We start from the raw sequence: 22,486 nt of genomic DNA, 5'->3' as shown, positions 1-22,486 counted from the left end.
CGCTGCCGGCGCCCGCCGGCGCCCGCCGGCGCATGCCGGTCACCGTGCCCGGTGCCGCTTCGCGTACGACCAGGTCACCGCGGTCATCAGGACCGGTATGGCCAACAGCGGGGCGAAGACGAAGCCCCAGACGGTCTGTGCCGTACCGCTCGCCAGGTACGTCTGGCTCTCGACGGTGAAGGCGACCACCAACTGCCACAGCGTCACCAGGATCAGGATCCCCGAGCCGGTCCAGGCCAGCGGGGCGAGGACCCCGGGCCGCAGCGGCCGCCACCGGTCGCTGACGAGCAGCAGCGGCAACAGGGCGGCCAGTTCGGCCAGGACGGAGAGCCCGACGACGTAGGCGATGCCCCAGCCCGGGATGTCGAAGACCTCGCGCAGCACCTGGTCGCTGTAGCCCACGTAGACACCGCATGCCATGGCGATGCGCCACAGGCCGGACGGGACGGCGCACAGGGCGATGGCGTGGGCGGTGCGGCGGGCCCAGACGGGCGCGGGTGCGGGAGCGGAGGCGGGGAGCGGAGCGGTCGCTGTCGTCATGCGGCCCATGCTGGCCCCGGACGGGGCGGCCGCGCTTCATCCGTGACGGCGGACCGTATCCGCCCCGCGGATGAGGGCGCACCCGCTGAGGGAAGACCTGAGGCGGGCTCGGCCGACGCGAGGCCCGGCGCCGCCGAACGCCCCCCGGGCCGCGGCGCGCAGACCCGTACGCCCCGGACGCCGTACGGACTGATCCGAACGCCTCCCCCGTCCGGGGGAGGTCCGGGGCCGGGACCGTCGCGCGGAGCCGCGTACGGGCAGGCTTGCCGACATGCGACAGCAGTACGACACGTCAACGCCCCCGCCGGCCTTCTCGGTCGCCGATGCCTTCACCCTGAGCACGGCCCTGGACGCCCTCGGCGGCGTCCGCGGCCTCGACACCCTCGACCTGGCCTGCGGACACGGAAGCACCACCCGGCTGCTGGCGAGCGGCGGGGCCCGCCGGACGGTGGGCGTCGACAGTTGCCCCGACCGGATCCGCCGGGCCCGGGAGACCGGCGCGGACCTCGCGCACGCCGTCGAGTACGTCGTCGCGGACGCGGCGGCCGGCATGCCGGCCCTGGGGCCGTTCGACCTGGCCACCGCCGTGTACCTGTTCAACCAGGCCCACGACCGTACGGCCCTGCACGCCATGTTCCGCGCCGTACGGGCCAACCTGCGCCCCGGCGGGCGGCTCCTCGCCATCGTGCCGAACCCGGGGGCCTTCCCCTACGCGGACTGGGAGCCGTACGGGATCAGCGTCGTGGAGCGGTCTCCGGGCGGTGACGCCCCGCTGCTGCGGGCCCGGTTGGAGACCGACCCGCCGGTCCCGTTCGAATGCCGCGAATGGGCCCACGCCGACTTCGCCGAGGCCGCCGCCGACGCCGGCTTCGCCACCGTGACCTGGCAGCCCACCCGGACCCCGCCCGCGTGCGCGACCCGGGACGAGACGTACTGGGCCCGCTACCGTACGGCTCCGGTCGGCTCCCTGATGAACTGCGTGGCCTGAGCGGCCTGAGCGGCCAGAAGAAGCCTGAGGGGCCGTCCCGATCCGCAGGGCCCGGCTCGGCGGCGCCGCTCGGCCCCCACCGGGGGCGGCCTCCGCGGCTCAGGCCTCCGCGGCCGCCGCGCGGACCAGCTCCACGATCCGGTCGCGGGCCGCCCTGCCCTCCGGGAGCGGCATCAGCGGGTAGTCGTGCGGCAGCCCCGGCTCCTCGATGAACTCCACCTCGACGCCGGCTTTCCGCGCCCGGTTCAGCAGTTCGCGGCTGTCGGTCGTCAGGACGTCCCGGGTGCCCGTGAACACCGTCAGCGGGGCCAGCCCCGCGAACGACCCGTGCAGCGGGCTCACCCGGGGATCGTCGGCCGCCAGGTTGCCCGCGTACAGCCGTCCGGCCTCCCGCAGGCCGGGGCGGGCCAGCATCGGGTCGCCCGCCTCGATGGCCGCCTGGTCGGGGTGGCTCATGGACACGTCCAGCCAGGGCGAGATCAGCACGATCCGGGACGGCTGCGCCCCGGTCCGGTCGCGCAGCCGCTGGGCCGCGGCCAGTGCCAGCCCGGCGCCCGCCGAATCCCCGAGGAGCACTGTGCCGCCCGCGCCTCCGCTCGCGATCAGGCCGCTGAGCAGGTCGGCGGCGACCGGGACGGTCCGGTCGGCGGTTCCGCGCGGGGCCAGGATGTACGCCGGTACGACGACCCGGGCCTGCGCCTGCGTGACCAGGGTCCGGATCAGCGACCAGTGCGCCCGGACCAGTTCGTTGATGTACCCGCCGCCGTGCACGTACAGCACCCGCGCGGCCGGTTCCGCTCCGAGCGGCGACACGTCGTACACCGGCCAGGCCCCGACGAAGGTCCGCGACACCTCCGCGACCCGGCCCAGCGAACGCGGGGGCAGATGCGACGCCGGCCGCCGTGCCGATTCCGCCACCCGGGTACGGACCGCCTCCGCGCTCCCGAACCGTCTTCGCCGTCCCGCCGCGATCAGCGCGACCGAAAGCGCCTTGCTGCGCAGACTCGGCACGCCCCTCACCTCCCCATTCCCGGCCCGGACCACTCCCCGGCCCCTGCCCGTCACCTGAGGAGCATAGGCGTGAAGCTGGGCTGTGGACCCGCTTAAGAAATCCTCGATGGACTGATCACCCCGCAGGTCGGCAGATTGGTGTCGTCCGAACGCTGCCCGGCCCGCACGCCCCGTAGCGCTTCCTTCCGCATGCCTGGAGCCACCCCCATGAAGGCACTCGTCAAGCACAAGGCCGAGCCCGGGCTCTGGCTCATGGACGTTCCCGAGCCCGAGTACGGCCCCGGCGACGTGCTGATCAAGGTGCTGCGCACCGGCATCTGCGGGACGGACCTGCACATCCGGTCCTGGGACGGCTGGGCGCAGGGCGCCGTGAAGACCCCCCTCGTGCTCGGCCACGAGTTCGTCGGCGAGGTGGCCGCGCTCGGCTCCGACGTGTCCGACATCGAGGTCGGCGCGCTGGTCAGCGGCGAGGGCCACCTGGTGTGCGGGAGGTGCCGCAACTGCCTGGCCGGGCGCCGCCACCTGTGCCGCAGCACGATCGGGCTCGGGGTCGGACGCGACGGGGCCTTCGCCGAGTACGTGGTGCTGCCCGCGCAGAACGTGTGGGTGCACCGGACCAAGGTGGACCTCGACGTCGCGGCGATCTTCGACCCGTTCGGCAACGCCGTGCACACGGCGCTCTCCTTCCCGCTCGTCGGCGAGGACGTGCTGATCACCGGCGCTGGCCCGATCGGGATCATGGCGGCGGCCGTGGCCCGGCACGCGGGAGCGCGCAACGTGGTCATCACCGACGTCAGCCCGGAGCGCCTGGAGATCGCCCGCAAGGCCGGCGCCACCCTCGCGCTCGACGTCTCGAAGGCGACCATCGCCGACGCGCAGGCCCAGCTCGGCCTGCGCGAGGGCTTCGACATCGGCCTGGAGATGTCCGGCCGCGGCGAGGCCATGCGCGACATGATCGACAACATGACGCACGGCGGCCGGATCGCCATGCTGGGCCTGCCGGCGCAGGAGTTCGCCGTCGACTGGGCCAAGGTCGTCACCTCGATGATCACGATCAAGGGCATCTACGGCCGCGAGATGTTCGAGACCTGGTACGCGATGACCGTGCTGCTGGAGGGCGGGCTCGACCTCAGCCCCGTCATCACCGGCCGGTACGCCTACGGGGACTTCGAGGCCGCGTTCGACGAGGCCGCGACCGCCCGCAGCGGCAAGATCATCCTGGACTGGACCCAGGCGTAGCGGCTCGGGCCCACCGGCCCGGGCATCCGCCCCGGGCGAGCGGCCCGGGCGTCCAGCCCCACAGACCATTTCCCTCCGGCCGGGCCCCGCACCACCCTCCCCCCTCCGCGGGGCCCGGCCCCCCTCCTTCCGCCGCACCAGGAGAAAGAGAGCACCGCACATGTTCGAGACCGTCCGCGCGGACCTCCGTACGACCCTCGACGAGATCCGCGCCGCGGGTCTGCACAAGCCCGAGCGCGTCATCGGCACCCCGCAGAACGCGGCCGTCGCCGTGACCTCGGGCGGCGCCGGCAGCGCTGTCGGCGAGGTTCTCAACTTCTGCGCCAACAACTACCTCGGCCTCGCCGACCACCCCGAGGTGGTCACCGCGGCGAAGGAGGCCCTGGACCGCTGGGGCTACGGAATGGCCTCCGTGCGCTTCATCTGCGGTACGCAGGAGGTGCACAAGGAGCTGGAGGCGCGGCTCTCCGCCTTCCTCGGCCAGGAGGACACGATCCTCTACTCCTCCTGCTTCGACGCCAACGGCGGAGTCTTCGAGACCATCCTCGGCCCCGAGGACGCGGTGATCTCCGACGCCCTCAACCACGCCTCGATCATCGACGGCATCCGCCTCTCCAAGGCCCGCCGCTTCCGCTACGCCAACCGCGACATGGCGGAACTGGAGACCAGGCTCAAGGAAGCCACCGAGGGCGGTGCCCGCCGCAAGCTGATCGTCACCGACGGCGTGTTCTCCATGGACGGCTACGTCGCCCCGCTCGCCGAGATCTGCGACCTCGCGGAGCGCTACGACGCCATGGTCATGGTGGACGACTCGCACGCCGTCGGCTTCGTCGGCCCCGGCGGCCGAGGCACCCCCGAACTGCACGGGGTCATGGACCGCGTGGACATCATCACCGGCACCCTCGGCAAGGCGCTGGGCGGAGCCTCCGGCGGCTACGTCGCGGCGCGCGCGGAGATCGTCGAGCTGCTGCGCCAGCGCTCGCGCCCGTACCTCTTCTCCAACTCCCTCGCCCCGGTCATCGCGGCGGCCTCCCTCAAGGTCCTCGACCTGCTGGAGTCGGCCGACGACCTGCGCGAGCGGCTCTCCGCCAACACCGCGCTCTTCCGCACGAAGATGACGGAGGCCGGCTTCGAGATCCTGCCCGGCGACCACGCCATCGCCCCCGTGATGATCGGCGACGCGGCGGAGGCGGCCAGGATGGCGGAACTCCTGCTGGAGCGCGGGGTCTACGTGATCGGCTTCTCCTACCCGGTGGTGCCGATGGGCGCGGCGCGGATCCGCGTCCAGCTCTCGGCGGCCCACTCGACGGCCGACGTGGAACGCGCGATCGCGGCGTTCATCGACGCGCGGGCTTCCCTGGCGGGCGCCGAAGCCTGACCCCCGTGCGCCGGGTGCGGCGCCGCTGCCGGGGGCCGGCCCCCGGACCCCCGCTCCTCAAACGCCGGAGGGGCTGGATGTGGCCGGCGCCGGCCGGCACGTGACCGACGGCGTCTGGAGAGTTCAGCCCCGCCGGCGATTGAGGCGCGGGGTCCGGGGCGGAGCCCCGGGGAACGGTGGAAGGGCGGGTAGGGGACAGTGCCCAGTCCTCCGGTACGGGCCGGGACCGGCCAGACCTCCGCCCGGTACGGGCCGGCCCGGATACGCGGGTCGGGGTGGGGCACCCCGACCCGGTTCACTTCGGCCCGGGCCCCGGACCCGCCCGATCGGTCGGCCCGACAGGGCCCCGCGGGCTGCGAGAATGGCAGTGTGATCGACCCCCGGCGGCTGCGCATCCTGCGGGCCGTGGCGGACCACCGTACGGTGACCGCCGCGGCCGCGGCGCTGTACCTCACCCCCTCCGCCGTCTCCCAGCAGCTCGCCGCGCTGGAGCAGGAGACGGGGCACGCCCTGCTGACGCGCAGCGGCCGGGGCGTACGCCTCACCGCGGCCGGCGAGATCCTGCTCGGGCACGCCCACGAGGTCCTGGCGCAGCTGGAGCGGGCCGAGGCCGAACTCGCCGCCTACGCGGGCGGTTCGGCGGGCGCCGTCACCGTGGCGGCCTTCGCCACCGGCATCGCCGAGGTGCTGGCCCCGGCCATCGCCCGGCTCGCCGTGGACCACCCCGGGATCCGGCTGCGCGTACGCGACGCGGAGGGCGACCAGAGCCTGCCGCTGCTGCTCGACGGCGAGGCGGACCTCGCCCTGGCCGTGGAGTACCGGGGCGCCCCCGGCGCCGACGACGGCCGGCTGTCCGTGCTCCCGCTGTACGCGGAACCCTTCGACGCGGTGCTGCCCGCCGGCCACCCCCTCGGTGATCTGCCCGAGGTGCCGCTGGCCGGCCTCTCGGAGGCGGACTGGGTGGGCCAGTACCCCGGCAACCCCTGCCACGACGTCATGCAGCTCGCCTGCGAACTCGCGGGCTTCCAGCCCCGGCTGGTGCACTCCTCCGACGACTTCCGGGCCGTCGTCGCGCTGGTCGGCGCGGGCGCGGGGGTCGCCCTGGTGCCGCGTTCGGCGCTGCGCGGCATGGAACTCAAGGAGGTCCAGGTCCGCCCGGTGACCGGCCCGGCGGCGACCCGGCGGGTCTTCGCGGCCACCCGGCGCGGCGCCGAGACGCATCCGCTGATCGCCCCGGTGCTGGCCGCCCTGGCCCGTGAGGCCGGCCGGCTCCCGGCGCACTGAAGGCGTACCCGATCCCCGGCGTACCGAAGGCGTACCCGATCCCGGCGTACCGAAGGATCACCCGACCCGGAACACCGCACCCGGCGCGGCGTAGTCGACCGGTCCGGGATAGCGGGTGGAGGCGCGGGACACGGCCTCGGCCGGATCCAGGTCCCGGCCGACGTGCGTGACGACCAGCCGCCGGGCGCGGGCCGCGCGGGCGGTGTCGCCGGCTTCCTCGGGGGTGTGGTGCACCGGTTCGCCGTCGGCCGGGTGCGCCGAGCTGTCGGCCTCGCACAGCAGGAGCGCGCAGTCCTCGGCGAAGCGGGTCAGGGCCGAACAGGGCGCCGTATCGCCGGAGTACACCAGGGACCGGCCTTCCGAGTCGGCGCGCAGCGCGAAGGCCGGCATGCCGTGGGACACCGCCCGGCTGGTGAGGCGGAGGCCCCCGGCCCGCGCGCGGTGGCCGTCGTACAGCTCGTGGACCGTGAAGGCCTCCTCGACCGGGCTGCGTGCCGGGCCGTTGGTGAGGAACCCCGCGAGCCGGTCCGCGATGCCGGGCGGCCCGTAGAGCGGGAGCGGCGCGGGCCGTCGTACGTCGGCGTAGAGCAGGCCGTAGAACGCGGTGAGCAGGTCGGCGGTGTGGTCGGCGTGCAGGTGCGAGATCCATATCGCGTCGAGCTCGCCGAGTCCGACGTGGCGTTGCAGCGGTCCCAGGGTTCCGCTGCCCGCGTCGACCCAGACCCGGGCGCCGCCGCCTTCGAGCAGGTATCCGGAGCAGGGATTGTCGGCGGTGGGGTAGGGCGTCGCGCTGCCCAGGACGGTGAGCCGGAGGGGGTCGTCTGCCATCCGGGGAGTCTAGGACGCCGCGCGAGCGGTCCCGGGCCGGGCTGCCGCTCCTCGGCCGCCGCGGTCAGGCGCGCTCAGACGCGGATGACCTCCACGCCCGCCGCCTCGAAGGCCTCGGCCACCGACGGGGACAGGCCGGTGTCCGTCACCAGCACGTCCACGGCGTCGGTCGAGACGATGCGGGCGAAGGCGCGGACGCCCAGCTTGCTGGAGTCGGCCGCGATCACCACGCGGCGGGCGCGCTCGCAGAGCAGCCGGTTCATGGCCGCCTCGTCCTCGTGCCGGGTGGCGGCCCCGTCGGCCGGGTCGAAGGCGTCCACGCCGACGACGGCGGTGTCCACGGAGAGCTGCCCGAGGACCTCCATGGCCAGGGGGCCGGTGAGCTCGTAGGACTGCGGCCGGGCCACGCCGCCCGTCAGCACGATCTTGAACTGCGGTCTGATGACCAGCTCACCCGCGATGTTCAGCGCGTTGGTGACCACGGTGAGCGCGGGGGAGCCGGTGGCGAGGTCGGGGCGGGCGGCCAGCGCCCGCGCCACCTCGGTGGTCGTCGTGCCGCCGGTCAGGCCGATCACCTCGCCCGGGACGATCAGCGCCGCGACGGTCTCGCTGATGCGGCTCTTCTCGGCGGCCCGGCGCGAGGTGCGGTAGCGCAGCGGGAGTTCGTACGAGACCCCGTGCAGGACCGCTCCGCCGCGCGTGCGGACCAGGAGCTGCTGCTCGGCGAGCTGGTCGAGGTCGCGCCGGATGGTGGCGGCGGACACGCCGAGGGCCTCGGCGGCGGGCTCCACTTCCAGCTCGCCCCGCTCCACCAGCAGGTCCAGCAGTGTCTGCCAGCGTTCCTTGCGGGTCATCGGCCGCCCTTTCGGTCTGGTCTTCGGTCGCGACTTCGATACTCGCTTTGCTGTTCGCTTCGGCGCTCTCTCTTGGTCTATGCGTCGACATTAACGCAGGGGATCATCCCGGAGATGCTTGAAGTTGCGTGAAAGAGCCCACTATCTTGCAAGAACACGCACTCAGAGGTGCATGCACCGCGCTAGGGAGCCGCCATGAGCCATGTCGCGTACGAGTTGGGCACGCAGCCCGCATGCTGGGAGCGGGCCGCCGAACTGGCCCCGGAACACCGGGCGGTGCTGCCACGGCCGGGGGAGCGTACCGCGATCGTCGGATGCGGGACCTCGTACTACATGGCCCAGGCCGCCGCCGTGTTGCGGGAGGAGGCAGGGCAGGGCGAGACCGACGCCTTCCCCGCCTCGGAGTTCCCCCGCCACCGGCGCTACGACCGGGTCGTCGCGCTGACCCGGTCCGGTACCACCACCGAGGTCCTCGACCTGCTGGCCGGGCTGCGGGACGCGGGCGTGCCCACCACCGCCGTCATCGGGGACCCCGCCACCCCCGTCATCACCCTCGCCGACGCGCTCGTCGTACTGGACTTCGCCGACGAGCAGTCCGTCGTCCAGACCCGCTTCGCCACCACCGCCCTCACCCTGCTGCGCGCCCACGTCGGCCTGCACAGCCCGTCCGTCGTCGCCGACGCGCGCGCCGCACTCGCCGAACCGCTCCCCGCGGAGCTGGAGACCCGGGGCCAGTTCACCTTCCTCGGGCGGGGCTGGAGCGTCGGACTCGCCAACGAGGCAGCGCTGAAGATGCGCGAAGCCGCCCTGGCCTGGGCCGAGTCCTACCCGGCCATGGAGTACCGGCACGGCCCCATCAGCGTCTCGGCGCCCGGTACCGCCACCTGGTCGCTCGGCGACGCGCCCGAAGGGCTCGCCGACCAGGTCCGGGGGACCGGAGCCCAGTGGGTGGCCGGGCACCTCGACCCGCTCGCCGAACTGGTCCGCGTCCACCGCCTGGCCGTCGCCGTCGCCGCCCACCAGGGTCTGGACCCGGACGCGCCGCGCAACCTGACCCGGTCCGTCATCCTCACCACGGGCGAGGAGGCCGTCCGATGAGCCTCGTCCCCGCCGGCCGGCTCGTCCTGGAGGCCGCCGCCCAGGGCCGCGCCGTCGCCGCCTTCAACATCATCACGCTGGAGCACGCCGAAGCGGTGGTCGCGGGCGCCGAGTCGGCCGGACTGCCCGTGGTCCTGCAGCTCAGCGAGAACGCCGTCAAGTTCCGCGGCGGAGCACTGCTGCCGATCAGCCGCGCGGCCGTGGCCGTCGCCGAGGCCGCCGGGGTCCCGGTCGGTCTGCACCTGGACCACGTCAAGAGCTCCGAACTGCTGCGGCAGGCCGTGGACGCCGGATTCAGCTCGGTCATGTACGACGCCGCGCACCTCCCCTACGCCGAGAACCTGGAGGCCACCCGCTCCGCCGCCGACTGGGCCCACGTCAACGGGCTCTGGATCGAAGCCGAGCTGGGCGAGGTCGGCGGGAAGAACGGGGCCGCGCCGCTGGATCCGCACGCACCCGGAGCGCGTACCGACCCGGACGAGGCGCGGCGGTTCGTCGCCGACTCCGGGGTGGACGCGCTGGCCGTGGCCATCGGCAGCAGCCACGCCATGACCAGCCGGACCGCCACCCTGGACCACGTGCTGCTCGGCCGCCTCGCCAAGACGGTCGACGTCCCGCTGGTGCTGCACGGTTCCTCCGGTCTGCCGGACGCGGAACTCGCCGCGGCCGTCGCCGGCGGCATCCGCAAGGTCAACATCGGCACCGCCCTCAACGTGGCGATGACCGAAGCCATCCGGACCCACTTGACCCCCGCGGATCCCCGCCCGTATTTGACCGCCGCACGGGAGGCGATGACGGCGACGGCCGCCGCTATGATCAGCGCCCTGAACTGACGGGACCTGGTACCGGGGGGACTTTGATGAGCGCACAGCGGGGCCTCAGCAGCAGACGGCGGCTTCTTCTGGGACTGGGGGCCCCGCTGCTGCTCGGTGCGGCGGGCCTCGGCTACGCGATGTGGCCCGAGGAAGAAGACGCGGAGAAGGTCCGCACCGATCTGGCCCCGCTCAACCGGCGCTTCTGGACCGCGCTGGGCGACGTCTCCGACGCGCACTGGCTGGGCTACGACATCGACGAGTCCAACAACGACCGGACGATCCCGAGCCCGGACTCCCGGGTACGCCTCGTCGGGGTCGCGCACCTGAAGCAGGGCACGGCGAACCGCATCATGCGCGATCCCGCCCACCGCTTCGAGGTCGGGCCGCTGTCCGGGCCGCCGGGCCCGCTGAAACCGTTCATTCCCTCCAGCGCGGCCTGGAAGCAGAGCACGACGTACGACAAGGTCGCCCTGGAGGAAGGCCTGGACGTGATCCCGTCGGGCACCTTCCGCTTCGACGGCATCCGCGACCTCGTGTACTTCGACTACCTCTTCCTCTACACCTGAGCGGCGGCCCGCGGGTTTCCTCCCACTCAGTGGGAGGACGGCCGCGGCGGCATTGAAGCTGCGGCCCGGGCGGTGTTTCGTCGGATGCCGGAGCAGAGCAGGCGCCGCCGAGGGAAGGCCACCGCACATGCCGCCGCAGATGCCGCAGGACATGCCACCGCACACGTCGGCGCACATGCCGCAGCACCCGTCGGCGCACCCGTCGGCGCACCTGCCGCCGCAGCGGCCGCAGCCGTATCTCCCGTACCGCTTCGGGGTGTTCCTCGCCCCCTACCACCGGCCCGACGGCGACCCGGCGCTCCAGCTGCGCCGGGACCTCGACCTCGCAGCCGACCTCGACCGGCTCGGCTACGAGGAGCTGTGGGCCGGTGAACACCACTCCGCCGGGTTGGCCACTGTTCCTTGAACTGTTGGCCACAGCTGGCCAAGTGGGTCACCCATTTCGGCTGCTAGGCTCGTCGGCGATCGTGGTTCCAGGCTCCGGCTGCTATCGCGTAGGTGTGACTGTGCACGACCGGATGGATCGTGCACAGAGAGCTACCCCGCGGGTCCGAGTCAATGGCCACGGCAGGCAGGGACCACCGGACCTGTGAGGATGCCGCGCACCGCAGCAAGCGGAGAAGACGCGTGTACGCCGAGCTCGATCCCGGCCCCTGCGCCCCCGAAGACCGTTCGCGGGGCAGCCAGGCGAACTGCCCGGCTTGTGGTGATGCGGCCAAATCATGGCCAACTCCCATAGGAACGGTACGAGATCATCGCCTCGCCGATGCTCTTCCGGTGGCGGCCGCCGCCGACCCGGCCTGCTTCGCGGCGGTCGACGCCAACTGGGCGTCGCCCGCGAACTGGCCTGCGCGAGCGGGCGCAGGGCTGCCGACCGCTCGGCCTGCGGCGCGTGACGCCCATGCACCTCGCCGAGACCCTCGAACCGGCTCTGAAAGAGGCCGAGTACGGCACGCCGGACATCGTGGACTACATCGAGAAACTGAGCGGAACCCGCCTGGACGGCTGCGCCACCCCGGCCGGCGCCGTCGAGCGGTGGACCACCGAAGGGCTGCCCACCTTCGGCCGGGCCGTCATCGGCACCCCCGAGGACGCCGTCCGGCGCATCGAGCAACTCGCCGACAAGACCGGCGGGTTCGGAACCTTCCTCATCCTCCGGCTGGACCTCGCCGAGCCCGCGGCCGCCCTGCGCAGCCTGGAGCTCTTCGCCGAGCGGGTCGTCCCCCGGCTCACCGGCCACACCGAGGCCCGCCGCGCCAGCCTGGAGTGGGCCGGACGCAACAGCGAACGGTTCGTCGGGGCCGTGCGCCGGTCCACGATGGAAGCCATCGCCCGCAAAGGGGAGGTCCGTTGAGGGCCGCCGTGCTCGAAGACGGGGTGTTCCGGGTACGGGAGCACCCGGATCCGGTGCCCGGCCCCGGACAGGTGCTCGTGGAGACCGCCGCCTGCGGGATCTGCGGCTCCGACCTGAGCGCGGTCGAGCACACCGCCGAGTTCCTCCGGGCCTCCCGGGACAGCGGAACCACCAGCTTCCTCTTCGACCCGGACCGGCCACTGGTGATGGGCCACGAGTTCTCCGGCCGCGTTCTCTCTTACGGGCCCGGCGCGACCGGCCCCGAACCGGGCACCGGAGTCGTCGGCCTGCCCTGGGCGGTCGACCCGGGCGGGGTCGTGCGTACCGTGGGCTACAGCAATGCCTTCCCCGGCGGATTCGGCGAACGGATCGTCGTACAGGCGCAGGCGCTGCTGCCCGTACCGCCGTCCCTGGACCTCGGGCTCGCCGCCCTCACCGAGCCGCTGGCCGTCGGCTTCGGCAACATCGCCCGGAGCGCGGCCGGAAAGGACACCCCGGCCGTGGTCGTCGGCTGCGGCCCGGTCGGCCTGGGAGCCGTCGCCGCGCTGCTGGAGCGGGGCGCCGGACCCGTGGTGGCCTCCGACCCGTCGGCGCTGCGGCGGGCGGCCGCCCGCCGGCTCGGCGCGCACGCGGTGGTGGACCCGGCCGCGCAGGACCCCGTACGGCTCTGCGCGGAACTCGCGGGAGCCCGCCCGCGCCCCACCGTGGTCGTGAACTGCGTGGGCGTACCCGGCATGCTGAACCAGCTCCTGCACACGGTCCCGCGCGGCACCGAGATCCTGCAGATCGGCGGGGTGATGACCGAGGACGTGATCCGTCCGGTGGTCGGCATCTACAAGGACGTGACGATCCGCATGTGCCTGACCTACCCGCCCGCGGAATTCGGCGCCACCCTCGCCCGCCTCGCCGACGGCCGCATCGACCCCGCGTCCCTGGTCACGGGAGAAGCGGGCCTCGGCGGGCTCGACGCGGCCTTCGCCTCCCTGCGGCGGCCCGAGGAGCACATCAAGGTCCTGATCCGGCCGGGACGGGAGGGCACCGGGGTGGCGGCCCGCTGACTGGCCCCCGGCCGGCCGGCCGCCGACTTCCCGCTGACCCTTCCGGATTGCTGGAACAGGTTCTAGTCTGCCCCCCGCGGCGGCGGCGGACGGCCGCGCGACCTTGAGCCACGAGAGACCCGGAGGGGCCGTGCACCTCGAATACACGCCTGAGCAGCAGCGGTTGCGCACCGAGCTGCGCGCCTACTTCGCCGAGCTGATCCCGGACGACGTCTACGCCCGGTACGAGGACCCGGCCGGGCAGAAGCGCTTCTACCGGGAGACCATCCGCCGGCTCGGGGCCGACGGCTGGCTCGGGGTCGGCTGGCCCAAGGAGTACGGCGGCCGCGGGATGTCGCCCATGGACCAGTTCATCTTCTTCGACGAGGCGGCGCAGGCCGTCGTACCGCTGCCGCTGATGGCCCTCAACACCGTCGGGCCGACCATCATGCAGTTCGGCACCGACGAGCAGAAGGCGTACTTCCTGCCCAAGATCCTCGCGGGCGAGATCGACTTCGCCATCGGCTACAGCGAGCCCGACGCCGGCACCGACCTCGCCGCCCTCAAGTGCAAGGCCGTCCGCGAGGGCGACGAGGAGACCGGCACCTACGTGGTCGACGGGCAGAAGATCTGGACCACCAACGGCGACACCGCCGACTGGGTCTGGCTCGCCGTGCGCACCGACCCGGACGCCCCGGCCCACAAGGGCATCACCATGCTCCTCGTGCCGACCTCCGACCCCGGATACTCCTGCACGCTCATCAACACCCTCGCCTCGCACGACACCACCGCGAGCTACTACGAGAACATCCGGGTGCCCGCGAGCCGCCGCGTCGGCCAGGAGAACAAGGGCTGGCGGCTGATCACCAACCAGCTCAACCACGAGCGCGTCACCCTCGCCGCCCACGGCACCATGGCCATCCGCGCCCTGCACGACGTCCAGCGCTGGGCCGCCGAGACCAAGCTCGCGGACGGCCGCCGGGTCATCGACCTCTCCTGGGTCCGCGGCCGCCTCGCCCGCACCCACGCCCGCCTCGACGCGATGAAGCTGCTGAACTGGCAGATGGTCAACGCCGTCCAGGACGGAAACCTCACCCCGCAGGACGCCTCCGCCGTCAAGGTCTACGGCTCCGAGGCGCGCAGGGACGCGTACGCCTGGCTGATGGAGGTGGTCGGCGCGGCCGGCTCCCTCAAGGACGGCTCCGCGGGCGCGGTCCTGCACGGGGAGCTGGAGCGCGGTTACCGCAGCGCGGTCATCTTCACCTTCGGCGGCGGCAACAACGAGATCCAGCGCGAGATCATCTCCTGGATCGGCCTCGGCATGCCCCGCGTACGCCGCTGACCGGCGGCCGAAACTCGCTGTCGCTCCCGGCCGGCCGTCCGGCCGGGTAAGCGGCCGACCGGGCACCGATCAGGCGCCGCGTCGAGCCCGGGGCGCCGACGGCCTCCCCGGCGGCCGCCACCCGCATCACCCCGACGGCCTTCGGCCCCGCCGCCGCGGGCTAGCCCGCGGCGGCGGTCTCGGCGTGCCGGGCCTCCATCGCGCCGATCACCCGCTGCCGGGCCAGCCGCCGGGCCTGCCTGAGCTTCGCATCGGCCAGGAGGAGGGGCGCGCACCAGATCCAGCCCCACACGCTGTAGGACACGGCCCCGCTCAGCACCAGCGCCTTGTTCGTGGCGAGGACCAGCACGAAGGCGGCGACGTACGCGGCCACCCGGTGCCGGACCATGAGCCGGAGCGGTGCCCGCCACGGGCCGGCCAGCAGTTCCAGCGCGGCGGTCACCTCGGCGGCCCGCAGGTCCTCGGGATGGCCGGGCTCCCGGCCGCCCCGCTCCAGCGCTTCGGCGACATCGTCGCCGTAGGAGGCCAGAGCCGCCCGATCGGCCCGCGCGCCGGCCGTCTTCTCCCGCAGGTCCTGCCCATAGCCCCGCCCGGCCCAGCGGAGCGCGTCCTCCACCCGGGCGGCCTCGGGAGACCCGGGCGGCGCCAGTTCGGCTATTCGCTCCTTGAGCCGGCCCGCCTCCCGGGTGCGCCACGGGTACGTCCACCCGTCGGCCCGCACGCACAGTTCCAGGTACGAGACGAGCAGTCCGAGGTCGTCGGGCCGCCCACCGCGAAGAGGCTCAGACCTGGCCGGCTCCGCCGTCCACGAAGAGTTCGATGCCGGTGATGAAGCTGCTCTCCCGCGAGGCCAGGAACAGGGCCGCCGCGGCCACTTCCTCGGGGCGTCCGGCCCGGCCGAGCGGGACTCCGGCGGTGGCCCGTTCGCGTACGGGTGCCGGGGCGCCGGCCAGGGCCGGGGTGTCGATCGGGCCGGGGCTGAGCGTGTTGACCCGGATGGCGCGCCCGGCGAGTTCCAGCGCCAGGCTGCGCGCGAGGGACCGTACGGCCGCTTTCGTGGCGGCGTACACCCCGTACCGGGTGGAGGCCGAGGAGCCGGCGGCCGAGCCCAGGAGGATGACCGAGGCACCGTCGCGCAGCAGCGGCAGGGCCCGTTGGACGGTGAAGAAGGCGCCCCGGAAGTTGAGGTCCGCGGTGGCGTCGAACTGCTCCTCGGTGAACTCGGCGAAGCCGCCGGGCGGGCCGCCGCCCGCGTTCACCACCAGCACGTCGATCGCCTCGCAGCCCGCGGCCGCGACCGCCGCGTAGAGCCGGTCCAGGTCCGCGACGCGGGACGCGTCACCGGGTACGGCCACGGCGTGCGGGCCCAGGTCGCGGACCGCCGCGGCGAGTTCCTCCGGCCGCCTGCCGGTGACGAAGACCCGGGCGCCCTCCTCCACGAACCGCCGGGCCGTCGCCAGGCCGATGCCGGCCGAACCGCCCGTGACGACGGCGACCTGCCCTTCGAGCTGTCCCGTACGCATGACCGTGCCTCCGCGTCCCGAGGGGAGGCGGGTGCGGTCCGCCGGCGGGAAAGCCTAGTGGCGCGCGCGGGCGTGCGTGCTGCCGTTCGGTGGAATGCTGGAAGGGCCCGCGGGGTCCGCGGGATCCGCAGGGTCCATGCGGCCCGAACGGTGCGCAGCAGGGCGAGCGACGGGGGAGGAGCCGGACATGGACGAGAGCGGAGGCCCCGATCCGGGGCTCTACGGCCCCGGCTCCGTGACCTGGCAGTGCCACAGTGACCCGGTCATGTGGATCGCCGGGGTCCGCGCGCTCTACCTCCAGGCCCTGCACCCGCGCGCGGTCCGCGGGGTCATGGAGAACAGCACCGCCTTCAGCGGGGAGAACGGCGGGGGCGACGCCTGGGGCCGGCTGCTGCGCACCGCCGACTTCGTCGGCACCGTCACCTACGGAACCACCGAGGCCGCCGAACGGGCCGGCGCCCGCGTCCGCAAGATCCACACCATGCTGTCGGCGACCGACCCGGCCACCGGCACACGGTTCCGCGTGGACGAGCCGGAACTGCTGCTCTGGATCCACTGCGCCCAGATCGACAGCTTCCTGCACGTCCTGCGCCGCTCCGGGGTCCCGCTCACCCCCGCACAGGCCGACCGCTACGTGGCGGAGAACCGCGTCAACGCCCGCCTCGTCGGCCTCGACCCGTCCGGGGTACCCGGGGACACGGCGTCCCTCGCCGCCTACTTCGAGCGGATCCGCCCCGAACTCGCCGCCGGACCCGACGCCCGCGCCGTCGACGCCTTCCTGTGCACCCCGCCCATCCACCCCCTCCTCGTCCCTGGCCGAAACCTGGTGTGGCGCCCGCTCGCCGCCCTCGCCTACGGATCCCTCCCCGGCTGGGCGCACCAGCTGTACGGCCGCCCCGCACCGGCCCCGCGCAGCGTCACCCGCCGCCTGCGTCTCACCGGTAGCCTGCTGCGCAGCATTCCCGCAGGTCTGCGCTGGAAGCTGCCTCCAGGTCACATCTTGAAAGCGATGCGCCGCCTGGGCCCCGGGAGCCGCCCCGCGCCGTACACACTGCGTACATCAGCGGCCATACTGGACCGGCCGGGGAGGGCGTAGGACGCAGGGCGACACACGGGGGCGACTTCAAAACATGGCGGAGTCCAGACTGATCCACGGCCGGTACCGGTCGCTCGATCTGATCGGCCGCGGCGGCATGGGCGAGGTGTGGCGGGCCCGCGACGAGTCGCTGGGCCGGCAGGTCGCCGTCAAATGCCTCAAGCCCATCGGGCCCGAGCAGGACACCCACTTCACCCAGGTGCTGCGCGAGCGCTTCCGCCGCGAGGCGCGCGTCGCCGCCTCCCTCCAGCACCGGGGCGTCACCGTCGTCCACGACTTCGGCGACGACAGCGCGGCCGGCGGCCCCCTCTACCTGGTCATGGAACTCCTCGAGGGCCGCAACCTCAGCCAGCTCCTGGAGGACAACGACGCGCGCCCGCTCCCCGTGGACGTGGTCGTCGACATCGCCGAGCAGATGGCGGCCGCCCTCGGCTACACCCACGAGCAGGGCGTCGTGCACCGCGACCTGAAGCCCGCCAACATCATGCGGCTCACCGACGGCACGGTGAAGATCTGCGACTTCGGCATCGCCCGGCTGGCCGCCGACATCGGCTTCACCGCGAAACTGACCGGCGGCGGCATGGCCATGGGCACCCCGCACTACATGTCGCCCGAGCAGATCGCGGGCGGCGAGGTGGACCACCGCAGCGACCTCTACTCCCTCGGCTGCGTCCTGTACGAGATCGCCACCGGCGCCCCGCCCTTCGACCTCGGCGACTCCTGGTCCGTCCTGGTCGGCCACCGCGACACCGCGCCCGTGCCGCCGCGCGAGCACCGCCCCGAACTGCCGGCCTCCTTCGAGCGGCTGGTGCTCGACCTGCTCGCCAAATGCCCCGAGGACCGGCCGGGCGACGCCCGCCACCTGCACCGGCAGCTGGTCGAGGCCCGGCTCGGCCCCGGCGCGGCGACCGGAGCGCACCCGCCGCTGCCCGGGTGGGCCGACGGGATGACCGCCGGACGCAAGGCCGGCCTGGAGTCCCGCCCCGCCAGCGGGGAGTGGGCCGTCCTCACCGGCTCCTGGACCGCCGTGCGCCCGAGCGGGGAGCACCCGAAGGCGGCCGGAGCCACCCCTGGCACCCCTGCCGCTGCTGCCACCGGCGCCTCCACCGGCACCGCCCCCCGAGCCGTGCCGCCCTCCGGCGCTCCGGCCCCGGCCGCGCCCGCCGTCGTACGCCCGCGTCCGGCGGAAGACCCCCGGCTCACCGCCGCCTACGGGTTCCCCCATGGTCCCGGCGCCGCCCCCTCGGGCCCGGCCGCGCTCGACGCCGGCCATACGCGGGCCTTCGCCCTCAGCCGGGCCGGCCGTACCGAGGAGGCCCTCGCCGGGTACGCGGCCGTCGCCGAAGGACGCGCCCGGGTGCTCGGAGCCGACCACCCGGACACCCTCGCCGCGCGGCAGGAGGCGGCGTACGAGACGGGCCTGCTCGGCCGCCACCAGGAGGCGTACGAGGGCTACCGCGCGGTGCTCACCGCCCGGGAGCGGACCGTGGGCCGGATCCACCCCGACACCCTGCGCTGCCGGCACAACCTGGCCTGCGCGCTGGGCGCACTCGGCCGCTTCGCCGAGGCCCACGCCGCCGCCGCCGAGGTGGCCGCCGACCGGGCGGCCGTCCTGGGGGCGGAGCACGCGGACACGCTGCTGACCCGGTACGAGGTGGCGTACGCGCTGGGCCGCCTGGAACGCTGGGAGGAGGCCCTGGAGGCCTTCCGGCACATCGCGGCCGTACGGGAGCGGGTGCTCGGCCGCGACCACCCCGACACGCTCGCAGCGCGCTACGAGGCCGGGATCGCGCTCGGCCGGACCGGGCGTTCGGCCGAGGCCCTGGAGCTGTTCCGGGACCTGGTCCGCGACCGCACCCGCGCCTACGGGGCCGCCGACCCGGAGACACTGCGGGCCCGGCACGTCCTGGGGGTGAACCTCGGGCGCCTGGAGCGCTGGGAGGAGGCGGTGGCCGAAGCCCGCCAGGTCGGCGAGGCGCGGGCCCGCACGCTCGGCGCCGAACACCCCGACACCCTGGTCAGCCGCCGCGAACTCGCGGTGGGGCTCGGCCGGCTGGGCCGCTGGGACCAGGCGCTGCCGGTCTACCGGGAACTGTCCGGCATCCGCGAGCGGTCGCTGGGCGACGGCCATCCGGACACGGTCGCCGCCCACGCCGACGAGGCGCACTGTCTGGAGCGGCTGGGCCAGGTGTGTTACCAAGAGCCATGACGACCTCGCGGGGCTTCGGGCACGACGTGTACGACGCGGTGATCGTGGGCGGGGGCCACAACGGCCTCGTCGCCGCCGCCTACCTGGCCCGGGCCGGCCGCTCGGTCCTGATCCTGGAGCGGCTCGGCCGCACCGGCGGGGCCGCCGTGTCCACCCGGCCGTTCCCGGGCGTCGACGCCCGCCTCTCCCGCTACTCCTACCTCGTCTCGCTGCTTCCGGCGAAGATCGTGCGCGAGCTCGGGCTGGACTTCGAGGTGCGCAGGCGCACGGTCTCCTCGTACACCCCCGTCGAGCGCGCCGGACGCCCCGGCGGACTGCTGGTCGGCGGCGGCGAGGCGCGCACCCGGGAGTCCTTCGCGCGGCTGACCGGCTCGGACCGGGAGTACGAGAACTGGCGCGCCTTCTACGGGACCACCGGGCGGGCCGCCGAACGCCTCTTCCCGACACTGACCGAGCCGCTGCCCACGCGCGCGGAGCTGCGGACGCGGCTCGACGACGGGGCGGCCTGGCGGATGCTCTTCGAGGAGCCGATCGGACGGGCCGTCGAGCGGGAGTTCACCGACGACCTGGTGCGCGGTGTCGTCCTCACCGACGCACTGATCGGCACCTTCGCCGGTGCCCACGACCCGGGCCTGGCCCAGAACCGCTGCTTCCTCTACCACGTCATCGGCGGCGGCACCGGTGACTGGGACGTACCGGTCGGCGGCATGGGCGCGCTCACCGAGGCGCTGGCCGCGGCCGCGCTGGCGGCCGGTGCGGAGATCGCCACCGGCCACGAGGCGCTGCGCATCGACACGGACGGCACGACGGCCCCGGCCGAGGTGACCTTCCGTACGGCCACGGGCGAGGGGCGGGTCGCCGGCCGGGTGGTGCTCGTCAACGCCTCGCCGCGAGCGCTCGCCGAACTCCTGGGAGAGGAACCGGCGCAGCCCGCCCCCGAAGGGGCCCAGCTCAAGGTCAACATGCTGCTGCGCCGTCTGCCCCGGCTGCGGGACACCTCCGTGGACCCGCGCGAGGCCTTCGGCGGCACCTTCCACATCGCGGAGGGCTACGAGCAGCTCGCCCGGGCCCACACGGAGGCCGCGTCCGGCGAACTGCCCTCCGTGCCGCCCTCGGAGATCTACTGCCACTCGCTGACGGATCCGACGATCCTGGGGCCCGAATTGGCGGAGCAGGGCTACCAGACCCTGACCCTCTTCGGACTGCACACCCCGGCGCGGCTGTTCGGACACGACAACCAGGGGGCGCGGGAGGTGCTGCTCGCCGCCACCCTCGCCCAGCTCGACGCCCACCTGGCCGAACCGATCACCGACTGCCTGGCCTTCGACGCCGACGGCCGCCCGTGCATCGAGGCCAAGACCCCGCTCGACCTGGAGCGCGAACTGCGCCTGCCCGGCGGGCACATCTTCCACCGGGACCTGTCCTGGCCCTACTCCGAGGAGGGCGGCGGCCGTTGGGGCGTGGAGACCGCGCACCGCAACGTACTGCTGTGCGGCGCGGGGGCCGTCCGCGGCGGCGGCGTCAGCGGGGTCCCCGGCCACAACGCGGCGATGGCGGTACTGGGGCACTGACGCGCCCCGGCGCCCCGTCAGCCGACGGGGTCGATCACGACGATCGGGATCTCCCGGCTGGTCTTGGTCTGGTACTCGTCGTACGAGGGCCAGTGCTTCACCATCAGGGGCCAGAACTCCGCACGTTCCTCGGGGGTCGCGGTCCGCGCGACGCCCTGCCGGATCTCGGGGCCGACCTGCACCCGGACCTCGGGGTGCTCGGTGAGGTTCCGGTACCAGAGCGGGTCCGCGGGGTCGCCGCCCTTGGAGGCGACGACGAGGTAGCGGTCGCCGTCCTCGCCGTAGATGAGCGGGGTCCGCACCGGCTTCCCGGACGTGCGGCCGATGGTGGTGAGCAGCAGGGTCTGGGTGTTGTTCCAGTACTGCCCCTCGGTCCCGCCCGAACCGACGTACAGCTTGACGTGATCCAGGGTCCAGCCCGGCTTGGGGTCGATCGGGTTGTCCCAGTCGATGTCGGTCATATGGCTTCGCCTGCCTTCGTGTTGAACGGTCAACGAACCACAACAACGAGCGGCACCGCCACAGGGCACGGCGCATTCCGCCCTAGTTCGGAAGCGCGGGCCCGTCGAAGGTGAAGAGGTCGTCCAGCGCGCGCCGGGCCGCGCGGGCCGGGGTGGCGCGGACGGCGAGGTCGCGGACGGCCACGGCGAGGGGGTGCGTGAGGGCGGCGACCCGGCCCGCGCGGCGGGAGCGGATGCGCAGGGCGTCGGTGCGGGCGCAGCGGGCCGCGCTGTAGGCGGCCAGGGCGGCCGGCACGTCGGCCCCGTCCAGCAGGTGCGCGAGGACGGCGGCGTCCTCGACGGCCTGGCAGCCGCCCTGGCCGAGGTTGGGGGTCATGGCGTGCGCCGCGTCGCCGAGCCACGCCAGCCGGCCCTGGTGGAAGCGGGGGAGCGGGGCGGCGAGGTCGTACAGGTCGTGCTGGAGCACGGCCGCCGGGTCGATCCGCTCCAGCAGGCCGGGGATCGGGTCGTGCCAGGTGGCGTAGCGGCGCAGGAGCTCGGTGCGGACGTCGGCGGGCCGGTGGCCCTCGGGGACGACCGCGGTGGCGTAGAGGTACACGCGGCCGTCGGCGAGCGGGACGACGCCGAAGCGCTCCCCGCGGCCCCAGGTTTCGGCAGTGGCGCGCACGGGCGGGCCGTCGGCGGCGAGGACGGTCCGCCAGGCGGTCTCGCCGCTGTAGCGCAGGCCGGGATGGGCCGGGAAGTACTGGCGGCGGATCGGGCTGTGGATGCCGTCGGCGGCGATGACCACGTCGGCGGTGAGGCCGCCGGCCGAGGTGTGGACGACCGGACTGCCGTCCGCGTCGTCGACGGCGGTCACCGCCGTGCCGTACCGGAGGGCGCCCTGGGGGAGCGCGGCGGCCAGGGCGGCGGCGAGGGCCGTGCGGTGCACGGCGAGCGGGGGCCGGCCGTAGCGGGCGGTCAGCGCGGCCGCGTCGGCGCGGCTCAGCCGGCGGCCGCCGGGGCGGCGCAGGTCCATCGCGGCCGGGACGGCGTGCCCCGTCGCGCCGACGGCATCGAAGCCGATGGCGTCGAAGGCGCTCAGGGCGTTGGGGGCGAGGACGATTCCCGCGCCGACGGCGGACGGCCCCGGCGCGCGTTCGCAGACGGTGACGTCCCAACCGCGCCGGTGCAGGGCCACCGCCACGGAGAGTCCGCCGATCCCCGCACCCGCCACCACCGCATGACGTCGAGTCATTGGCAGCCCCTTCCCCGTCCCCATGCCTCTACAGGTGTAGAGGCATGCCCGTCAC

The 22,486-nt window shown here is 74.1% G+C and carries 22 protein-coding genes; 14 read left to right on the top strand and 8 right to left on the bottom strand.

The annotated features are described in order from the left end of the window. Positions 1 to 39: 39 nt before the first annotated feature. Positions 40 to 540, bottom strand: coding sequence for a hypothetical protein (locus tag AC061S_RS13710; protein ID WP_478686187.1), 501 nt, complete (start codon positions 538 to 540; stop codon positions 40 to 42). A 271-nt stretch (positions 541 to 811) separates the two neighbouring features. Between AC061S_RS13710 and AC061S_RS13705 the strand changes: the two genes are divergently transcribed. Next, entirely contained in the window at positions 812 to 1,528 is a 717-nt protein-coding gene (locus AC061S_RS13705) for a class I SAM-dependent methyltransferase (protein ID WP_478686186.1), read from the top strand. 99 nt (positions 1,529 to 1,627) lie between these two features. Here the strand turns inward: AC061S_RS13705 and AC061S_RS13700 are convergent, their stop codons facing one another. Continuing rightward, positions 1,628 to 2,539, bottom strand: a complete 912-nt coding sequence (locus AC061S_RS13700; RefSeq protein WP_478686185.1) for an alpha/beta hydrolase fold domain-containing protein — start codon at positions 2,537 to 2,539, stop codon at positions 1,628 to 1,630. A gap of 207 nt (positions 2,540 to 2,746) precedes the next feature. Here AC061S_RS13700 and tdh point away from each other — a divergent pair, with 207 nt between their 5' ends. From tdh to AC061S_RS13685, 3 genes are all read left to right on the top strand, one after another. Further along, positions 2,747 to 3,778 (top strand): L-threonine 3-dehydrogenase, encoded by a 1,032-nt coding sequence (gene tdh / locus AC061S_RS13695; RefSeq protein WP_478686184.1) that lies wholly within the window; start codon positions 2,747 to 2,749, stop codon positions 3,776 to 3,778. 160 nt (positions 3,779 to 3,938) lie between these two features. Then, positions 3,939 to 5,156, top strand: coding sequence for a glycine C-acetyltransferase (locus AC061S_RS13690; RefSeq protein WP_478686183.1), 1,218 nt, complete (start codon positions 3,939 to 3,941; stop codon positions 5,154 to 5,156). Between the two features lie 369 nt (positions 5,157 to 5,525). Further along, entirely contained in the window at positions 5,526 to 6,440 is a 915-nt protein-coding gene (locus AC061S_RS13685) for a LysR family transcriptional regulator (RefSeq protein ID WP_478686182.1), read from the top strand. Positions 6,441 to 6,497: 57 nt separating this feature from the next. Here the strand turns inward: AC061S_RS13685 and AC061S_RS13680 are convergent, their stop codons facing one another. Both AC061S_RS13680 and AC061S_RS13675 read right to left on the bottom strand, forming a co-directional pair. Next, positions 6,498 to 7,268: an MBL fold metallo-hydrolase gene (locus AC061S_RS13680; RefSeq protein WP_478686181.1), complete on the bottom strand. Its 771-nt coding sequence runs from the start codon at positions 7,266 to 7,268 to the stop codon at positions 6,498 to 6,500. A gap of 74 nt (positions 7,269 to 7,342) precedes the next feature. Further along, on the bottom strand, positions 7,343 to 8,122 hold the full coding sequence (locus tag AC061S_RS13675) for a DeoR/GlpR family DNA-binding transcription regulator (protein ID WP_478686180.1): 780 nt from the start codon (positions 8,120 to 8,122) through the stop codon (positions 7,343 to 7,345). Positions 8,123 to 8,317: 195 nt separating this feature from the next. Here AC061S_RS13675 and AC061S_RS13670 point away from each other — a divergent pair, with 195 nt between their 5' ends. The 7 genes from AC061S_RS13670 (at position 8,318) to AC061S_RS13640 (ending at position 14,334) form a co-directional block, all read left to right on the top strand. Then, positions 8,318 to 9,220: an SIS domain-containing protein gene (locus AC061S_RS13670; protein WP_478686179.1), complete on the top strand. Its 903-nt coding sequence runs from the start codon at positions 8,318 to 8,320 to the stop codon at positions 9,218 to 9,220. Further along, positions 9,217 to 10,053, top strand: a complete 837-nt coding sequence (locus tag AC061S_RS13665; RefSeq protein ID WP_478686178.1) for a class II fructose-bisphosphate aldolase — start codon at positions 9,217 to 9,219, stop codon at positions 10,051 to 10,053. Before AC061S_RS13670 ends, AC061S_RS13665 begins: the two co-directional genes overlap by 4 nt. A 26-nt stretch (positions 10,054 to 10,079) precedes the next feature. Then, on the top strand, positions 10,080 to 10,601 hold the full coding sequence (locus AC061S_RS13660; protein WP_478686177.1) for a hypothetical protein: 522 nt from the start codon (positions 10,080 to 10,082) through the stop codon (positions 10,599 to 10,601). Between the two features lie 127 nt (positions 10,602 to 10,728). Next, positions 10,729 to 11,007: a hypothetical protein gene (locus tag AC061S_RS13655; RefSeq protein WP_478686176.1), complete on the top strand. Its 279-nt coding sequence runs from the start codon at positions 10,729 to 10,731 to the stop codon at positions 11,005 to 11,007. A 486-nt stretch (positions 11,008 to 11,493) separates the two neighbouring features. Continuing rightward, on the top strand, positions 11,494 to 11,955 hold the full coding sequence (locus AC061S_RS13650) for a hypothetical protein (RefSeq protein WP_478686175.1): 462 nt from the start codon (positions 11,494 to 11,496) through the stop codon (positions 11,953 to 11,955). Beyond that, positions 11,952 to 13,013 carry a zinc-binding dehydrogenase gene (locus tag AC061S_RS13645; protein ID WP_478686174.1) on the top strand — a complete coding sequence of 354 codons (1,062 nt, stop codon included), beginning with the start codon at positions 11,952 to 11,954 and terminating at the stop codon, positions 13,011 to 13,013. Before AC061S_RS13650 ends, AC061S_RS13645 begins: the two co-directional genes overlap by 4 nt. Before the next feature lie 130 nt (positions 13,014 to 13,143). Beyond that, positions 13,144 to 14,334: an acyl-CoA dehydrogenase family protein gene (locus AC061S_RS13640; RefSeq protein WP_478686173.1), complete on the top strand. Its 1,191-nt coding sequence runs from the start codon at positions 13,144 to 13,146 to the stop codon at positions 14,332 to 14,334. A 160-nt stretch (positions 14,335 to 14,494) separates the two neighbouring features. Here the strand turns inward: AC061S_RS13640 and AC061S_RS13635 are convergent, their stop codons facing one another. Then, entirely contained in the window at positions 14,495 to 15,055 is a 561-nt protein-coding gene (locus AC061S_RS13635) for a hypothetical protein (protein WP_478686172.1), read from the bottom strand. Positions 15,056 to 15,116: 61 nt separating this feature from the next. Further along, positions 15,117 to 15,857 carry an SDR family NAD(P)-dependent oxidoreductase gene (locus AC061S_RS13630; protein ID WP_478686171.1) on the bottom strand — a complete coding sequence of 247 codons (741 nt, stop codon included), beginning with the start codon at positions 15,855 to 15,857 and terminating at the stop codon, positions 15,117 to 15,119. A gap of 187 nt (positions 15,858 to 16,044) precedes the next feature. Between AC061S_RS13630 and AC061S_RS13625 the strand changes: the two genes are divergently transcribed. The 3 genes from AC061S_RS13625 to AC061S_RS13615 are packed head-to-tail and all read left to right on the top strand — an operon-like array spanning position 16,045 to position 20,733. Next, positions 16,045 to 16,953: an oxygenase MpaB family protein gene (locus tag AC061S_RS13625; protein WP_478686170.1), complete on the top strand. Its 909-nt coding sequence runs from the start codon at positions 16,045 to 16,047 to the stop codon at positions 16,951 to 16,953. Between the two features lie 34 nt (positions 16,954 to 16,987). Beyond that, a complete protein-coding gene (locus AC061S_RS13620) occupies positions 16,988 to 19,162 on the top strand; it encodes a serine/threonine-protein kinase (protein ID WP_478686169.1) in 2,175 nt (724 codons plus the stop codon). Beyond that, complete coding sequence (locus AC061S_RS13615; protein WP_478686168.1) at positions 19,159 to 20,733, top strand: phytoene desaturase family protein; 1,575 nt, start codon at positions 19,159 to 19,161, stop codon at positions 20,731 to 20,733. Before AC061S_RS13620 ends, AC061S_RS13615 begins: the two co-directional genes overlap by 4 nt. Positions 20,734 to 20,750: 17 nt before the next feature. Here AC061S_RS13615 and AC061S_RS13610 read toward each other — a convergent pair whose 3' ends face one another. Both AC061S_RS13610 and AC061S_RS13605 read right to left on the bottom strand, forming a co-directional pair. Beyond that, positions 20,751 to 21,194 carry a nitroreductase family deazaflavin-dependent oxidoreductase gene (locus tag AC061S_RS13610; protein WP_478686167.1) on the bottom strand — a complete coding sequence of 148 codons (444 nt, stop codon included), beginning with the start codon at positions 21,192 to 21,194 and terminating at the stop codon, positions 20,751 to 20,753. A gap of 82 nt (positions 21,195 to 21,276) precedes the next feature. After that, positions 21,277 to 22,431: an FAD-dependent monooxygenase gene (locus AC061S_RS13605; protein WP_478686166.1), complete on the bottom strand. Its 1,155-nt coding sequence runs from the start codon at positions 22,429 to 22,431 to the stop codon at positions 21,277 to 21,279. Positions 22,432 to 22,486: the final 55 nt, after the last annotated feature.

Source organism: Streptomyces sp. CA189, from assembly GCF_056428985.1.
Note: the sequence above shows the minus strand (reverse complement) of the source record. Positions and strands in the feature narration are given on the sequence as shown.

Bases quoted from the DNA above. Each gene is read 5' to 3' on its own strand.
- AC061S_RS13710 (WP_478686187.1), bottom strand. From the start codon at position 540: ATGACGACAGCGACCGCTCCGCTCCCCGCCTCCGCTCCCGCACCCGCG.
- AC061S_RS13705 (WP_478686186.1), top strand. From the start codon at position 812: ATGCGACAGCAGTACGACACGTCAACGCCCCCGCCGGCCTTCTCGGTC.
- tdh (WP_478686184.1), top strand. From the start codon at position 2,747: ATGAAGGCACTCGTCAAGCACAAGGCCGAGCCCGGGCTCTGGCTCATG.
- AC061S_RS13690 (WP_478686183.1), top strand. From the start codon at position 3,939: ATGTTCGAGACCGTCCGCGCGGACCTCCGTACGACCCTCGACGAGATC.
- AC061S_RS13680 (WP_478686181.1), bottom strand. From the start codon at position 7,268: ATGGCAGACGACCCCCTCCGGCTCACCGTCCTGGGCAGCGCGACGCCC.
- AC061S_RS13675 (WP_478686180.1), bottom strand. From the start codon at position 8,122: ATGACCCGCAAGGAACGCTGGCAGACACTGCTGGACCTGCTGGTGGAG.
- AC061S_RS13670 (WP_478686179.1), top strand. From the start codon at position 8,318: ATGAGCCATGTCGCGTACGAGTTGGGCACGCAGCCCGCATGCTGGGAG.
- AC061S_RS13665 (WP_478686178.1), top strand. From the start codon at position 9,217: ATGAGCCTCGTCCCCGCCGGCCGGCTCGTCCTGGAGGCCGCCGCCCAG.
- AC061S_RS13660 (WP_478686177.1), top strand. From the start codon at position 10,080: ATGAGCGCACAGCGGGGCCTCAGCAGCAGACGGCGGCTTCTTCTGGGA.
- AC061S_RS13655 (WP_478686176.1), top strand. From the start codon at position 10,729: ATGCCGCCGCAGATGCCGCAGGACATGCCACCGCACACGTCGGCGCAC.
- AC061S_RS13630 (WP_478686171.1), bottom strand. From the start codon at position 15,857: ATGCGTACGGGACAGCTCGAAGGGCAGGTCGCCGTCGTCACGGGCGGT.
- AC061S_RS13625 (WP_478686170.1), top strand. From the start codon at position 16,045: ATGGACGAGAGCGGAGGCCCCGATCCGGGGCTCTACGGCCCCGGCTCC.
- AC061S_RS13620 (WP_478686169.1), top strand. From the start codon at position 16,988: ATGGCGGAGTCCAGACTGATCCACGGCCGGTACCGGTCGCTCGATCTG.
- AC061S_RS13615 (WP_478686168.1), top strand. From the start codon at position 19,159: ATGACGACCTCGCGGGGCTTCGGGCACGACGTGTACGACGCGGTGATC.
- AC061S_RS13610 (WP_478686167.1), bottom strand. From the start codon at position 21,194: ATGACCGACATCGACTGGGACAACCCGATCGACCCCAAGCCGGGCTGG.
- AC061S_RS13605 (WP_478686166.1), bottom strand. From the start codon at position 22,431: ATGACTCGACGTCATGCGGTGGTGGCGGGTGCGGGGATCGGCGGACTC.